The sequence below is a fragment of the Vibrio sp. SCSIO 43136 genome (assembly GCF_023716565.1).
Lineage (GTDB): Bacteria > Pseudomonadota > Gammaproteobacteria > Enterobacterales > Vibrionaceae > Vibrio.
The window spans coordinates 1,409,119-1,424,409 of sequence record NZ_CP071849.1 but is presented as its reverse complement, the minus strand read 5'-3'; the positions used below and the strand labels follow the sequence as shown (position 1 = coordinate 1,424,409).

Annotated in this window: 16 protein-coding genes; 9 read left to right on the top strand and 7 right to left on the bottom strand. The window is 44.2% G+C overall.

From position 1 onward, the window contains the following. Window positions 1-305 precede the first annotated feature (305 nt). A complete protein-coding gene (locus J4N39_RS21345; protein ID WP_252024737.1) occupies window positions 306-845 on the top strand; it encodes a cytochrome b in 540 nt (179 codons plus the stop codon). A gap of 63 nt (window positions 846-908) precedes the next feature. Here J4N39_RS21345 and J4N39_RS21340 read toward each other — a convergent pair whose 3' ends face one another. Further along, entirely contained in the window at window positions 909-1,628 is a 720-nt protein-coding gene (locus tag J4N39_RS21340; RefSeq protein ID WP_252024735.1) for an SDR family oxidoreductase, read from the bottom strand. A 136-nt stretch (window positions 1,629-1,764) separates the two neighbouring features. Between J4N39_RS21340 and J4N39_RS21335 the strand changes: the two genes are divergently transcribed. Further along, complete coding sequence (locus J4N39_RS21335) at window positions 1,765-2,649, top strand: LysR family transcriptional regulator (protein WP_252024733.1); 885 nt, start codon at window positions 1,765-1,767, stop codon at window positions 2,647-2,649. Here the strand turns inward: J4N39_RS21335 and J4N39_RS21330 are convergent. Together J4N39_RS21330 and J4N39_RS21325 are read right to left on the bottom strand one after the other, a co-directional pair. After that, window positions 2,637-3,548, bottom strand: a complete 912-nt coding sequence (locus tag J4N39_RS21330; RefSeq protein ID WP_252024731.1) for a DUF3179 domain-containing protein — start codon at window positions 3,546-3,548, stop codon at window positions 2,637-2,639. The two genes, J4N39_RS21335 and J4N39_RS21330, sit on opposite strands and share 13 nt — an antisense overlap. Window positions 3,549-3,626: 78 nt before the next feature. Next, the gene (locus tag J4N39_RS21325; RefSeq protein ID WP_252024729.1) at window positions 3,627-4,496 is read right to left on the bottom strand and encodes a LysR substrate-binding domain-containing protein; all 870 of its coding nucleotides are present in this window, start codon (window positions 4,494-4,496) and stop codon (window positions 3,627-3,629) included. 150 nt (window positions 4,497-4,646) lie between these two features. On the opposite strand from J4N39_RS21325, the gene J4N39_RS21320 reads away from it, so the two are divergent. The 4 genes from J4N39_RS21320 (at window position 4,647) to aroG (ending at window position 7,605) form a co-directional block, all read left to right on the top strand. After that, window positions 4,647-4,910, top strand: coding sequence for a hypothetical protein (locus J4N39_RS21320; RefSeq protein ID WP_252024727.1), 264 nt, complete (start codon window positions 4,647-4,649; stop codon window positions 4,908-4,910). 156 nt (window positions 4,911-5,066) lie between these two features. Further along, complete coding sequence (locus tag J4N39_RS21315; RefSeq protein WP_252024725.1) at window positions 5,067-5,687, top strand: LysE family translocator; 621 nt, start codon at window positions 5,067-5,069, stop codon at window positions 5,685-5,687. 138 nt (window positions 5,688-5,825) lie between these two features. Continuing rightward, entirely contained in the window at window positions 5,826-6,242 is a 417-nt protein-coding gene (locus tag J4N39_RS21310; protein ID WP_252024723.1) for a GNAT family N-acetyltransferase, read from the top strand. Between the two features lie 307 nt (window positions 6,243-6,549). After that, complete coding sequence (gene aroG / locus J4N39_RS21305) at window positions 6,550-7,605, top strand: 3-deoxy-7-phosphoheptulonate synthase AroG (protein WP_252024721.1); 1,056 nt, start codon at window positions 6,550-6,552, stop codon at window positions 7,603-7,605. A gap of 72 nt (window positions 7,606-7,677) precedes the next feature. On the opposite strand, the gene J4N39_RS21300 is transcribed toward aroG, so the two are convergent. The 3 genes from J4N39_RS21300 to J4N39_RS21290 form a co-directional block, all read right to left on the bottom strand. Continuing rightward, the gene (locus J4N39_RS21300) at window positions 7,678-8,391 is read right to left on the bottom strand and encodes a hypothetical protein (RefSeq protein WP_252024719.1); all 714 of its coding nucleotides are present in this window, start codon (window positions 8,389-8,391) and stop codon (window positions 7,678-7,680) included. A 146-nt stretch (window positions 8,392-8,537) separates the two neighbouring features. Further along, window positions 8,538-9,176: a thioredoxin domain-containing protein gene (locus tag J4N39_RS21295; protein WP_252024718.1), complete on the bottom strand. Its 639-nt coding sequence runs from the start codon at window positions 9,174-9,176 to the stop codon at window positions 8,538-8,540. A gap of 219 nt (window positions 9,177-9,395) precedes the next feature. Continuing rightward, entirely contained in the window at window positions 9,396-9,857 is a 462-nt protein-coding gene (locus tag J4N39_RS21290) for a MarR family winged helix-turn-helix transcriptional regulator (RefSeq protein WP_252024716.1), read from the bottom strand. Between the two features lie 598 nt (window positions 9,858-10,455). Between J4N39_RS21290 and J4N39_RS21285 the strand changes: the two genes are divergently transcribed. After that, window positions 10,456-10,752: an isoamylase early set domain-containing protein gene (locus J4N39_RS21285; protein WP_252024714.1), complete on the top strand. Its 297-nt coding sequence runs from the start codon at window positions 10,456-10,458 to the stop codon at window positions 10,750-10,752. A gap of 19 nt (window positions 10,753-10,771) precedes the next feature. Here J4N39_RS21285 and J4N39_RS21280 read toward each other — a convergent pair whose 3' ends face one another. Further along, window positions 10,772-11,659, bottom strand: coding sequence for a LysR family transcriptional regulator (locus J4N39_RS21280; protein ID WP_252024712.1), 888 nt, complete (start codon window positions 11,657-11,659; stop codon window positions 10,772-10,774). Between the two features lie 91 nt (window positions 11,660-11,750). Here J4N39_RS21280 and J4N39_RS21275 point away from each other — a divergent pair, with 91 nt between their 5' ends. Beyond that, window positions 11,751-12,968: a multidrug effflux MFS transporter gene (locus J4N39_RS21275; protein WP_252024710.1), complete on the top strand. Its 1,218-nt coding sequence runs from the start codon at window positions 11,751-11,753 to the stop codon at window positions 12,966-12,968. Window positions 12,969-13,153: 185 nt separating this feature from the next. After that, window positions 13,154-15,289, top strand: coding sequence for a sensor domain-containing diguanylate cyclase (locus tag J4N39_RS21270; RefSeq protein WP_252024708.1), 2,136 nt, complete (start codon window positions 13,154-13,156; stop codon window positions 15,287-15,289). The last annotated feature ends 2 nt before the right edge of the window (window positions 15,290-15,291 follow it).

Genomic DNA, 15,291 nt, shown 5'->3' with positions numbered 1-15,291 from the left:
GCCCAATATGAACAATTTCTTTCAATATGATGGCAATTTGATTTAACGTAATACTACATTTGATTTAGATCAAAAGTTACCTATCCCTCTGATATATTTAATGAATATAAAGTATTGCTGGTAAAACTTTTTTGCATATCACTACTCATTGAGAGTTTTAGCTAATCGAGATGAACCATCTATTAACCTGCCGTTAACCCATGATGATTTACGCTTCTTTACATTCCTGCTGATTGCTAAAACCTTATGAAAATTAGTAGTATATTCACGTTTATTTAACCACTTGCTAACTTGCTGAGGATGACATGGGAAAAGAAGTTAAGAGGCTATCGATTCCGACGATAGCGGCGCACTGGATTGTGGCCTCATTTATGATTGGCCTGCTTGGTCTAGGTCTTTATATGGAAGATTTGGAGCGAAGCCCGTTTAAATTTGAACTATATGGCATTCATAAATCTTTGGGCACTATCGCACTGCTATTCATTTCATTACGTTTGTTATGGCGCTTAAAAGAGGGCGCTTTGCCGTCGGTAGGAAATATGCCTCGCTGGCAAGAAGTGTCAGCCAAAGCTATGCACCATCTATTACTTCTTATGACCTTCGTGATGCCAATTTCTGGAATTATCATGAACCGAGGTGGCGGCCGAGCTTTAGAGGTGTTTGGCGTCGAGGTGATTGCTGGTGGAGAAAAAATTGAGTGGATGCAACAAGTGGGTGGTGCTGCACATGAGTTTGGAACCAACGCATTGATCGCACTTTTGGTTTTACATGTATTAGCGGCGATTAAGCACGAGTTCGTCGACAAAGATGGCACCATCAAACGTATGGTCGGAAAAAGCCAGTAAGTCATAAATTCTAATATGGCCACCATATTTAAGGTGGCCATTTTTATTGCGCAGGCTTAATAGTTATGGCTGCTGTTTCGTTGGCGCTAAGGCGATTTCACGAATACATACATTCTGTGGCTGCTGATAAGCAAAGGTGATTGCTCGTGCGACGTCTTGAGCTGCCAAAACCCCGCCCATATCTTGCTTCCAGCTGTCGTAACCTTGTTTTATTTCATCGCTGGTGGTGTGAGAGAGCAATTCCGTTTCAACTGCACCAGGAGCGATCGTAGTTACACGAACGTTCGCATCGGCCACTTCTTCTCTGACATTCTCGGAAATAGCGTGAACCGCAAACTTAGTGCCGCAGTAAGCCGCGTGGTTAGGGAATGTTTTACGTCCAGCAATCGAGCTGATGTTGATGATAGTGCCAGTGTTGGCCGCTTTCATGGAAGATAGGACGGCATTCATGCCATTAAGTAAACCCAACACATTGACGTCAAACATGGTTTTCCATTCGCTAGGGTTTTGTGTGTCGATTTGGCCTAATAGCATGGTCCCCGCATTATTCACTAGGCAATCTACTGGGCCATACTGTGCTTCTGCCTTAGTGATCGCAGTTTCAAACTCTCCTTGCTTGGTGACATCAACTTGAGCACAAATCGTATTTGGTAGCGAAAGTGCTTCAAGTTTTTCGATGCGGCGAGCAATCAACAATAGTGGATGGCCTAATTCGCTGAAGTGTTTTGCGGTCTCAGCACCAATACCTGAACTTGCACCTGTGATGACAACGAGCTTTTTCATTGGGACTCCTGATAATGTGGTAGTAGCAATACGCTGTTTTTGTTTCGTTGGTCGCTATTCTATGCAGAGATTGATTGTTGATATATGCGCCATAGAGTGAAACACTGTTGTTATATGATTACTAATTGAGGCAGGTATGGCCTATCAACTCACGGACATTAAAGCACTAGTGACGGTGGCAAAATTGGGCAGTTTTACTCAAGCGGCTGAAGTGCTTGGTGTATCACGCTCGCATATCTCTCGGCAGGTATCTCAGTTGGAGAAATCGATTGGCGTCACTTTGTTGGTGCGCACCACTCGGTCGCTTAAATTGACCCAAGCGGGTGAAGCGTTTTGTTCTCACTGCGATAAAGCCCTAATGCAAATCGACGATGCAGTGCTGTTAGCAAAAGAAGAAACAGAGCAGCTGCAAGGTTCAATTCGAATCAACTGTGTAGGCGGGCCTATTGGCGAGGAAGTGATTGCGCCTTTGGTGAGTCAATTTATGGTCGAGAATCCCAATATCGATGTTTCGCTTGATTTTTCCAGCCATCGCATTGACCTAATTCAAGATGAATTTGATATTGCCCTACGTATGGGGGAGCTCGAAGACGCCAGTTTTATTGCTAGAAAGGTCACTTCGATACAGATGTCTACATTGGCCTCTCCCGATTACATCGCCAGTCTGCCAAGTCCCATCTCATCGCCTAGCGAATTGACCTCGGTAAATTGCTTAGTGGGTACGGTACGCAAATGGCGATATGTGCATAAAGATACCCAAGCAGAGCAAGAAGCCAGAGTATTCGCCAAACTGGTATGCAAAAACGGCAGAGTGCTGGTACAGGGCGCTAAAGCCGGTCTTGGAGTGATTCGAGTGCCTAATCTCTACTGCCAAGCCGCAATCGATAGGGGCGAGTTGGTGGAAGTGTTTCGCGACTGGCAGATCCCAGCGGTTCCTTTTTCGGTGATTTATCATAAAGACAGGTATCAACCCAAGCGCTTACAAATTTTCATTCAATATCTGTTGAATTACTTCGTATAGAGCTCCGTGGTGGGGTAGAACGCTTGCCACGCAAACCAGTAAACCTTAACGATAGGATGCGGTTGATTGTTCACTTTTAGAGAGAACTCTTGGGTTGATGCATTGAGGTCGAGCTCCAATGATTGTCCAGCAAATGTGTCTGAAAGTTGCGCTTTTTTTGGTAACTCAGTGAGTGGATAGGCTTTAGCTTGACCATCAATAATCACACCCAAAACCCACGCTTTAGCTTCCAGTTCATTGCGATTGTAGTCGACGGGAAACATCACATTGGGGGAGTTGAAGTAGCTTTGATAGGCGCTGCTAGCGTAATTCCTTGAATACCCTGTTTGGGTAGATAATACCTCGCCTTGAGGGAATTTGGCCTGCCAAGCCGACCATGTCAGATGTTGGCTAGGTAACCAAGTTAAGCGCTGACCAACTTTGTCACCGCTAACGGCTTTCAAGCCCAGTTGAGACCATAGTGACTCACTATTACGGTCGTACATCAATACATCGCTTTGATACAGTAACCCGGACACACCGAAAGTGTGTCGCTCGCCATCGATGTTGGCATCAAACACCATGGCTGTCCCGCATAAAGGGCAGTAGGTGATGGTCAGGTTCTGGCCTTGAAACTGATCATTGACGATTTCGTGCCAAACTAAGATTCTCAATGGATATGCGCGAGATTTGCCATTGATGGTCACTGCCAACACTACATCGTCCGGTTTTAGGAAATCGACCTTCGCAGCAGGTATGAACGTTGGCTGGTCGATGGCTGGAATGCCATCTTTTGGTGGGCCACCACGAAAGATTTGCGAACGCTCAATATTGAGCTTATCGAGGCTGAAGCCATTTAACTCATAAGCCAAGCTGGTTGCTGAAAAGATGGCGACCATGAATACAATCAAGACTTTCATATTGGCTAACCTCGCTCTAAAGGTGATCACTGATGATCGTTACGCATTAGAGTAGACAGAATTTATATGAGGATTCTTTCAATGGCGCTTTTCCAATATGGACTTTGCCACCTTTTTAAGCCAAATGATCTTAGGGTTGTCTCGCTGGCTTCGTCGATAACTGACGACAAAATTGAGCTCCAATGCGAGGTTGTTCGGGATTGGAATCATTTTTAGTCCTTCAGGGACATGATTAGATGGTGCCATTGAACAGTGATCACCGTTTAAAAGAATCTTGTTTCTCAACGAGTGTTGTTCAATCACTAGGTTGATGTGGTAATCAAGGCCAATAGATTGCAGCCTCTCCAACATGTGATAGCGCTTGTCGTTCCAACCTGGAGTGTGCAGTACCATGACAGGGTAGTTGACCAAGTCTTTGATATCTTGCGCCGGATGATCTTGGCGAACCAGAAAGCCCAGCTCTCTTTTGGCTACAGTGGTCTGTTGAATGGCCTGCGGTAGCTCATCTTCTTGCACATGAATAGCGATGTCACCTTCCCCTTCTTGCAGCTTATTGCGGCTTGCGTTGCTCCAGCTATTGAACCGAATTGTCGCATTTGGCGCTTGGGCATGCAGTGCTTGATAGAGTTCATCACCATACACCTCATAAAAATGAGACTGTGCGTAGATAACAATGGGGCCAAAACACTCCGAAGGTTCAAAGGATTGCTCACCAACTTTGTCGAAGCTTGCGAGTATGTCTCGAAAATGGCTGATGTTTTGTTGTAGGAAGTTGGTTGGCTCAAATCTTTGCTGATTGAGTACAAACAGCGGGTCGTTGAGCTGCTGTTTAAGCTTGGTGATGGTTTTACTGACAGAACTGGAGGTCTTGCCTTCAGACTGTGCAACGTCTTTTACGCTACCTAAGTCGTAGAGCTTGACCAAGGTTTGAATGCTTTTAAGGTCCATAGGGTGGTCCCAGATGAAAGGTTTAGTGTCCCAAGTTTGAGATTTGGAAAGCTTGGTAAAGTTCAGTTCCAATTTGGAAATTCTGCATTTCCTCGTAGAGAGTGGGTGGGATGAGTAGCATGAAATGGTCATCCAGAAGAGGAAATTAAAATGAAAAAATCCATCGTATTTGGCTTTGCTTGTTCACTAGTTTTGTCGCTGCCAGTGTCAGCAAATATGATCGCTACACCTGAGTGTGGTTCAGATACCAATGCTGACGAATACTGCCGTGTTGTTGGCGAAAACCAGATTTCTTCGCAGCAAGTGTTTAAAGAGGAGTCAGTGAGAAGCTCTGCGGACACAGTATCAACGATCTTCATACATAGTTCTGAGCCAGTTAGCTTTGATGAAATGATCCAATCTTCGAACAATTAAGTGTCCGCATTGTAGCTATATTGATCATTACTCTATGGATGGTTTATATGTTGGTCAATATGGCTATATAAATATAGATTTATAGAATAAAAGTCTTGTTGATGGGTGTGAGGTGAATTAACATTCCGCACCCTGTTTCGTTGCAACGACTTTTCCATGATTGATCTATCCATTCTACCTGTTTACCTCACTGCAGTTGTCGCACTGCTCTTGTTACCTGGCCCAGATATGCTTCTTATAGCGTCATCAAGTATCAGCTATGGACGCAAGGTAGGGGTTTTTGCCAGTTTAGGTAATGCAACATCTGGGATCATTTTAACGCTATTGGCAGCTCTTGGTGTTTCAGCATTGATTGCGATGAGCCCTATTGCCCTTAAAGCCCTTCACTTACTTGGTGGCGCTTACCTACTCAAAATGGGTTGGGATTGCCTGCGTACTACCAGCTCTCACTTGCCGACGTTGGGGAGTGACAAACAGATGGCGACCACGTTTTATCAGCGTGCTTTAGTGAGCAATCTGCTTAATCCCAAAGCCCTGGTTTTCTTTGTGATGTTTTTGCCGCAGTTTGTGTCCGCCAACATTGAAGCAAGCTCCGGAGAGCAAATGCTAGCGTTGGGGCTGCTGCTTAATGTGCTCGGCCTATCTTTTAACTTATTGTTGGTCGGGCTGGTTGGCTCGGTAGGCAAGAAACTTCTCGCCAGTGAGCGTTTTCGTACTTATCAGCACAAATTCATGGGGGCGGTGTTTATCTTGCTGGCCTTGTGGATGCTTGCCTAATTAGACCGCCTTTTGAAACTCATCAGTCATCAAGCCGCCCTTAAATCGGGCGGTTTTTGTTTTTAATCGAGACAGAGACACAATTTCTCAATGTGGCGCTGCTATATTTAATAGAGAGCTTTCTTGCGGGGGTATCGAATGGAAATTGTAGAGCTTGATTGGAAGCAGACTCTTCCAGTACGCCATGAGGTGTTATGGCCGGGAATGCCAGAAGATTTTTGCTATGTTGTGGGAGACGAGTCAGCCACTCATTTTGGTGCAAAAGTTGATGGAGAGTTAGTGTCCGTAATGTCCGTGTTCATGGATGAAGAGGACAGTATTGCCCGCTTAAGAAAGTTTGCGACTTTAGCTCCTCATCGCCATCAAGGTCATGGCTCTGCATTGATGCAACACGCAATGGAATATCTAGACAGCCATAAGATTACCCATCGTTGGTGCATTTGTCGGCAGAGCACTTTACCTTTCTACCTCCAGCACGATTTTAAGCTAGAAGATGATCCTTATGTACGTGGGGGGATCACCTTTCATCGGGTCGATATGCGCTTGCAGTTTTAATTCGATATTGTTCTATTTATAAAATTCTTCTCCTGTCCCTAACTTTAACTTTGCCCTCCACAGCAAGGTTTTTCACCTTCATTACCTATTTACTAGCCAATTTTCTTACCTTCGATAAATTCAAATGATGGGTTTAACTGGTCGGACTGCGCCATTCAATATGATGTTGAGTGAGAAAAAAGTGAATTTCAGTAAAATTAGTGATTGAAGTTATGATTTTTAGCAGTTACGTTAAGGGAATGCTATGCGCCGAAACACTAATAAATCACTATCGGCGCTTTAAAGGAATAAACAGGAAGAAGTAGCTATGTACCAAACTGATGACGTTCGTATTAATAAAGTAAAAGAGTTGTTGCCACCAGTTGCGGTGTTGGAAAAGTTCCCAACCACCGAAGTTGCGTCGTCTACCACATTTGAAGCTCGCCAAGCGATCCACAACATTCTAGAAGACAAAGATGACCGCTTATTGGTTATCGTTGGCCCATGTTCTATCCATGATTCTGAAGCGGCGTTAGAGTACGGTAAGAAGCTTAAAGTGTTGCGTGATGAACTAGGTGACCGCCTTGAAATCGTTATGCGTGTTTACTTTGAAAAGCCACGTACCACAGTGGGTTGGAAAGGTTTAATCAACGACCCTTACCTAAACGACACTTTTAAACTTAATGATGGTCTACGTATTGGTCGTAAGCTTTTGTTAGACCTTACCGATCTTGGTCTGCCAACGGCGAGTGAGTTCCTTGATATGATCACACCTCAGTACGTTGCAGATTTGATCAGTTGGGGTGCTATCGGCGCACGTACCACAGAATCTCAGGTACACCGTGAGCTGGCGTCAGGTATTTCTTGCCCTGTAGGCTTCAAGAACGGTACTGATGGCAATATCAAGATTGCAACCGATGCAATCCGCAGTGCAAGCTCATCGCACCACTTCCTTTCGGTAACTAAGTATGGTCATTCAGCTATCGTTGAGACAGCGGGTAACCCAGATTGTCATATCATTCTACGTGGTGGTAAAGAGCCAAACTACAGTGCAGAACACGTAGCTCGTATCAAGGATGAGTTAGCAGCCTCTGGTTTGCCACAGAAAGTGATGATTGATTTCAGCCACGCAAACAGCTCGAAACAGTTCAAGCGTCAAATGGTCGTTTCAGAAGATGTTTCAGCACAAATTGCAGGCGGTGAAGATGCTATCTTTGGTGTCATGATCGAGTCGCATCTGGTTGAAGGTCGTCAAGATCTGGTTGATGGCAAGGCGGCGACTTACGGTCAGTCAATCACAGATGCATGTATCAACTTTGAAGATACTGAGACGACTCTTCGTCAACTAGCTGATGCAGTAACAGCGCGTCGTGCGGCGAAATAATTGCTGACATAAAAACACAAAGAGGGCGACCGATGGTCGCCCTCTTTTTTATACTCTTAAGCGAACAGGCTCTTAGAAGTAGTAAGACACACCTGCTTTAAGAGTGCCTTCTTCTTTAGTACGAACGCCCATTACGTGTTCATTCTCGTAACCCGCTTTGATGTCACCCCACCATAGGCCGTCAGCTGATAGAGGTTGACCGTAAGAAACTTCAAACTTCTTGATGGTCATCTTGTCTGCTACGTTAGTGTACTGAGGTTGAAGCATTAGGTACTTGCCAGCGTCATCTAGGTAGATAGATGCAAACATGTTTGCTTGGTAACCCGTTTCAGAGTAACCATCACCTTTTGCGGTAACGTGCGCTAGGTTAGGGAAAATTGCTAGCCAATCAAGACCCGTCTCAACTTTAGCAATCGCACCAACAGCAATTAGTTCAGTTTTAGAGGTGTGATTGTAGATGTAGTCAAGAGAAGCACCAACTTTAGAAATTACATTCCACTCCACGTCTTGTGTACCAAATAGGCGCGCACGAGTGCTGTTGCTTTTGTCTTTGTGGCCGTCACGTTGCTCGTAAGAGCGAGTGTGCTCTAGAAGACCAAGGTAAGAGAAAGTTGGAGTCACGCTACCTGCAATACCACCAGTTAGAGTGTAATCTTTGTTGCCAGCTTGCGCCCAAGCGAAAGTGTTGGTTGCTGTTAGGTCTGCTGGATCTGGTTCAGTCGTTTCAGCCATAGCAAAAGTCGGTAGTGCTGCAGCAACGGCTAGGCCCAATACAAATTTATTCATGGTTTTTCTCTCAGTATGTATGAGTATGTTTAATGCGGGCAATATACTTTTGCAAATGATACGCCGTCAAACCTTTTGAGTGTGAATTTAAAAAAAACCTCCCAAAAATTGAGAGGCATCATGTTTTTACAACATTATCAGCAAGGTTAAACGTCAGAAGTACGGTGTTTGCTTACCACTTCTTTAACTAATTGCTTGTACTCATCGAATGAGGTCACACGTTTTGGCACGACTTGGTATTTATTGCCGACAATCACTACCGGCACTGCATTAATGTTCATCGCTGTCGAGTCAGCTAGGTATTCGTCGACCATGGTTTTGGTTTGAGTAGAGAAAAAGTTACGCTGAAAAACTAGCGGCTCGATGTCTAACTTGTCTGCGGCAAACTCAGTCATAGTATTCATGCACATAGGTGCATCACCACTTCTTAATGCAGTAAACATTTCATGAGTAAAATCAAGCGCTTTTCCATTTTGTTCGGCTACGGCCAGTGTCTTAGCATAAAGCAGGTCTAGCTTGTCATTTGGGTTAAAAACAGGAACTTTCTTTAGACATACGCCCTCAGGTAGCTGCTGAGATACCTCTGCATAGGTGCTATCCAAAGTCGCACAATGACCACAACGGAAACTAAAATAGACTCGAACGTCTTGATCTTCAGAGACCTGACTGTCGATAACTTGGTAATCCATACCTTCTTCAATATCCATCGCCAACGCCATAGGCGATACGGCTAAAAATAGGGATGCGAGAGTCGCAGATACTAGAGGTTTTATACTTTGGATCATAATTCGCCATCATTCTATTAAGTGGTTAAGAGCTGAGCGCAGTATAAGTTCACCATTGTATTATGTCAAACTTTTATTGGTGTCATGAATGTGGTTGGTCGTGGTATTTGTTTGGTCATTAAAAAAAGCCACCTCGATGAGGTGGCTTCCAAAATTGTCTCAGTTTTTAGCCTTGGCAGGATAGCTTTATTGCCAAGTTACAGGCTTACCCGAATGCGATTAGTAATCGTAGAATGTCGGGTTGTAGTGCATCACCATGCCAACCATTGCTTCTTTAATGATGGCTTGGTGTTCTTTGCTGATATGAGATACTGCGTTCTCTAGCTCTTGGTTTAGGATTTGAGAAAGCTCATCATGAATCTTCTTACCCTTAAGCGTAAGGAAGATCTTCTTAGCATTTTTATGCGTTGGATCTGGAGTAGACGCGATGTACTCGTTCTTTTCAGCGTGACGGATAAGGCTCGTCATGGTGCCTTTACTGCGTTGAAGACGCTCTGCAAGCACACTTGGTCGTAGACCATCTTCATAATCAAGTTCCATAAGAACAAGTAGCTGCTCTACATTGATCTCTTTATGGCGTTTTTGGATTTCCAACTGAATACGGTTTTGCATTTGGCGTGTAGCGATCCAGCTAACACCGGCAGTTGTTTGATATGGCTTTAGATTTTCGTTGTCTGCCACGATAGTTCCCTCAGATATTCACAAAGATTATGCAGTCATAATATACATGACATAGTTCGAAGTGGAAGTAGTTTTAAGGGTTTTTTGAAGTATATCCAAGACTTAACCTAGGTTGTTTGACGATGAATAATATCCAGTTCTTGCAAGGTTAAGCTCAATAATCAAACTGAGAGGGTAATTATTTCTATAGATTATCAATACTTAACTTGCGTCCATAAATGGACATAAAATTTCAACATAAAAGGTAAGGTGTAGTGTCTTCACTTAAAAATAGGTAGTGTTTATCATCTAACTTTAATGAAAATTTTAATGTTCAAGAACTATTGCAGTTTAGTGAAATGGAATGATTGTTGCATTTTTGTTCTTATATCTTATTAATTTGCTCTTTTTGACCCAATTTAGTGCAAGGTAAACGTGAATAGAATCAGAAACTTTTATTGATGTAATCATCGCCAAGCTGGTCATATTTGTAACAATATTGATTTAGGCTAGGATTTGAGGTGAACAAAATGCGAGTTGGATCGCTTAAACTTGCGTTATGCAAATAGTTGAGTTAAAAAAAGAACCGTTATGAGTACTTACCAAAGTGGAGTTGGCTGTGATTAATAAACGTTTTTTCAAAACAAAGGATGAAGTAGAGGTGACTTTTTCGCTGGATGCAGATCAAGCGAAGTCAGTATCATTGGTAGCAGATTTTCTAGACTGGGAAGCGCAACCGATGAAGATCAATAAAAAAGACAAGGTGTTTAAATACAAAACTCGCCTGCCAAAGGGCCAAGAGTTTGAATTCCGCTACCTTGTCGATGACCAAGAGTGGGTTAACGATGCGCAAGCTGATCGTTATGTTCCAAATGTACACGGGCAAGACAACTGCTTGATATCTACCGTTGAGTAAGTGTCTGTTGGGCCGACCATTATGGTCGGCTTTCCTGACTCATCCTGAGCTTGATGTAGTCCAAAAATAGGTGGGTACGAGTGTGTTCGTAGTCCAGTTTTGGGTAGTAGGCGATGACTGGGATAGGTTCAGTGGAGTGTTGTGGCAAAATCTGCACTAGGTCACCATTGTCGAGCATGTCTCTGATCATCATCGTATCTGTGACTAATACACCCATTCCTGCCTTCGCACCGTAAAACAGTGCTTCAGGGTTAGTTGTCACAAAGTTTCCACCAACGGTGATGCGTCTGCCATCATCGAGCACTATATCTCTTTCAAGTTCTTCCCCCCAGATCAAAACATTGTGTCGTTTTAAGTCCTCTATACCCCTTGGTGCGCCTTCTCGTGCTAAGTAGTCTGGTGATGCAAAAAAATGGGCACGATGAGTAAACAGTGATGTCGCTTTGTAACTGAGCGAGTTCATTTGCTCCAACTCTCGGCTGATCAATACATCCATGTTTTGTTCGGGTAGTTGACCTGCTACCGTGGTAATTATTTGCACCTTAATATCTGGGTAAAGCTGCAAAAAATCGTTCATGTAGCGAACCAAAAACTTCGAGCCTACGGCTAACGTTGCCCCGATCCGTAAGATGCCTGCTGGGGTTTGATTGACTGAGCGAGTTTCATCGAGTACAGACTGCCACTGTTGCATCTGTACTTTGGAGCGTTCGTAAAACAGTGCGCCTGCCTCAGTCAAAGTAATGGAACGGGTGGTTCGTTTGAGCAATTGAGTGCCGATGCGCTCTTCTAACCAGTGAACCCTTTTGCTGATGGCAGAACTGGTGGTGTTAAGACGCCTAGCTGCACTAGCAAAACTTCCTTCTTCTACAACTCGGATATAACTTCTTACACTGTCGATAAAGTCCATATAATCTCGTCTTTATTAGTTCCTATAAGGAATTAATGTATTTCCTATGTAGTAGATTATCAATCACTAAGACTTAAATTATACTGCTTGCATGAATAAAGAACGCTTTAATAAACTCCCAGTCATGCTAGCTATGCTCGTTGTCGCAACGGGTCAGGTAGGTGTGAGCATTTACTTACCATCACTGCCATTAATGAGTGAAGCGCTTGGTATCGACTTTGCGACGGCTCAGTGGGTAGTGACTGGTTATCTAGTTAGTCTTGGATTCTCTCAGCTTATCTATGGTCCGTTGGCAGATGCCATTGGTCGACGCCCGGTATTTATCGCAGGCCAAGGCATATATCTTATCGGTACATTGGTATGTGTTGCTTTCGATCACAGCTTTACCATGATCGTATTGGGCCGTGTTTTGCAAGGGTTAGGGGCGGGAAGTGCATCCGTCATTAGCAACAGCATCATTCGTGATTCTTATGGTGGCAAGAATTTAGCCAAGGCGCTCTCCTACGTCGCTATTATGGCCTCGATCATGCCGATGGTTGCACCTGTGTTAGGCGGGTGGCTGACATGGCAATTTGGTTGGCATTCAGTTTTTGTATTCGTGCTCGTATACATTGCAGCAATTTATCTAGTAGGGCTATTGATTCTGCCTGAAACCCTGCCGTATCAGCGACGTTGGCTTGATGTTCGAGCGGTGGTGAAAGACTATTCGAGTTTGATTGCCAACCCACAAGTTGTGACCAGTGCGGCTTATGGATGGATCAATTTCTTGATGATCATGTTAGCGCTATCAATACTGCCTTATCTACTGCAACAAGAACTTGGCATGAGCGCTGCTGATTACGGTGTGATTATGATTTTGCCCTCTCTTGGCTTGATGCTGGGCAGCTTGATGCAAAACGTAGTAAGTAAGTATCTACACGCTTACCAGATTTTGGCTGGCGCATTGTGCATGTCGATGGTTTCAGGTACGTGGCTTGCGTTAGGTGAGTTTAATATCACCAATTTGATAGGCGCAGTTGGTTTGTTGGCTATGGCGCAAGGCTTTATCTTTCCTGTTGCTACAAGTCTCCTATTGGGGCCACATAAAAAGCGAGCAGGCACGGTCACCGCGTTATCGGGTGCTATTCAAATGTTCCTAACGGGTTTTGGAGGCGGATGGTTGGCGACACTTGTGACTGACCAGCATGCATTGGGGTGGTTCTTTATCGCAATGACGTCGGTGATGTTTGGTTTACTGTTATTGCGGATTATGTACCGAGCACGCTTTGCTCACTTTGAAGCCGAGCTTAGTGACACCACACAAGCCTAGCTAATTAGCATAGTGTTCTAAAAAAGTGCAGTGTCCCTAGTAATTTGGGCCATATTGACAAATTTTGCGGCTCACTTATCACTCGATTGTCCACTTTGTTGCATAGAAGATCTGCAAGTCTTACCGTAGTAAAAAAAGAGATCTTGAGCCAAAAATGCGCTCGATACTACGAGGAGTCTGGTTAGGTGGATAAGCAGCAACTTTTGGCGAAAGTTTCTTCTGCACGCGATGTTAAAGTCATAGCAGAGACGGTGTTTGATTACTTAAAAGTTAAACTCAACCCCAAAGCCGCATACTTCATCGCTGACCCCAGAGAAGTGCCTGATGCGAAACCACAGTATTGTTATGGTACCCCGACTTCTACGAGCTTATTTCCAGCATCCTTTTGGACCTGGGCCTCGCAGTTTGATACCGCTGACAACTTGCTTCCATTAGAGATCAATACCTGTTCTTGGGACTATCGCACCACTTTAGGTGGAGAGTCTTACATCATGATGTTTGATAATCACCCGAGTTTTCGTACCTACCTGTTTTTGGAATGCGTTGATCCGACACTTGGGCAAGAGTGGTTATACCATCAAGAGTTGGATGTGATGCACTTTGTTGCTTCACGTTGGCAGTGTTTGCGCGCTGAGCGTAATGCTGCGATTGAATTTAAAAATCGAGATGTGCGGGAAGCTAAGTATCTCGACCAAATTCGCCAGCGAGAGACCTTCATCGATAAACTCAAGCTGATTCAACAAGTCGCAGTTGAGCTTTCCAACCCACCTTCCTTAGATGAACTTTACTTAAAAATTGTCGAGGTGATGCGAGATAAGCTCGGTTTCGATCGCAGTGTATTTATGTTGCTTGATTTCAAAAAACGCTGCTTTACGGGGACTTACGGCACTGATGAGGATGGTAATACCATTGCTGAGCATCACACCGTCTATGACATCCACCAACTCGAAAGTCGATATATCGACGCCTTGTATGATCAAGATAAAAGCTTGGTGATCATCGAAGATGCTCCACTGTATACAGCGGGAAGTGTCGTTGGGCAGGGGTGGAATGGCATGTTGATTCTGCGTGACGAGAAAGAGCCTATCGGTTGGGTGGCGTTTGATAACTTTATCAATCGCCGACCGATTACCGATTATGAATGTGAAATTCTTAAATCCTTTTCATCTCTATTGTCTCAAATCTATATTCGTAAACGCCAAGAGCAAAACATGCGATTGCTTCACTCTAGCATGATGGAACTGTCGCGTTGCAGTACAGTGCATGATGTCTGTCGTTCCGCCGTTAATTTCGCCATCAATAACCTCGGTGTTGACCGTTTGGCCGTTTTTCTTACCGATTCTGAACTGTCTCATTGGCGAGGTACATGGGGGACAGATATCCAAGGTAACGTAGTCGATGAAAGTTACTTCCGTGCCAGTGTCGACGATGATACACCTTTAGTCGCTAATGCTATCGCACACCCTAACGAGCTCTCTTTTGAAGAGTCGGTGCCTATTTATCATGACCAGCGCATCGTCGGATTTGGCTGGTCTGGCATGATTATGCTCAAGAGCAACGAAGGCGCAATAGCATTCTTGGCAGCAGATAACCTGTTGTCTCGTCGGCCGATGACATCATTGCTACAAGAGTTGATTCTGATGTTTGCTTCCAACTTAGCTGAGGTTTTGCAAAGAACCATGGCGCAAGAAGGGCTAAGAAATCTCAATGAAACGCTCGAAATCCAAGTGAAAAATCGTACTGCTGAGTTGCAGCTAGCCAACCGTAAGTTAGAGTTGCTCTCAGTCACGGACCCATTGACTCGATTAGGTAATCGCCGTCAGTTGGATCAGCGTATAGAACTTCTTAAACAACTGCCCAAGCAAGTCACAGGCTTTGGCCTGATTTTGCTCGATATCGATCATTTTGGTTTATTTAACAATCACTATGGGCATTTAGAAGGTGATATCGTATTAATGCGTATTGGTGATATGTTAGACAAGTTCTGTAGCTCTGATGATGAGATGTTTTGTCGTATTGGTGGTGAAGAGTTTGCTTTAGTGTTGTCGCACACTTGTGTGTCTAAAACACGCCAGTTAGCCAAACAGTTATGCTCCGCAATAGAGGCGGAGAAAATTGCGCACTCAACCAGTGACGCCTCAAATTACTTAACCGTTTCTATTGGTTATGTCGTGGTAGAGGTCTGCCCTGATGAGCTTTGTTTTGAGTCACTTTATCGTCAAGCCGATCAGGCTTTGTATCAAGCTAAGCGAGCGGGAAGAAACCAAGCGATCGCTTTTCAGCAGCCGTTAGAGGCGACTGAAGAAACCAGTGTAAATTAAAG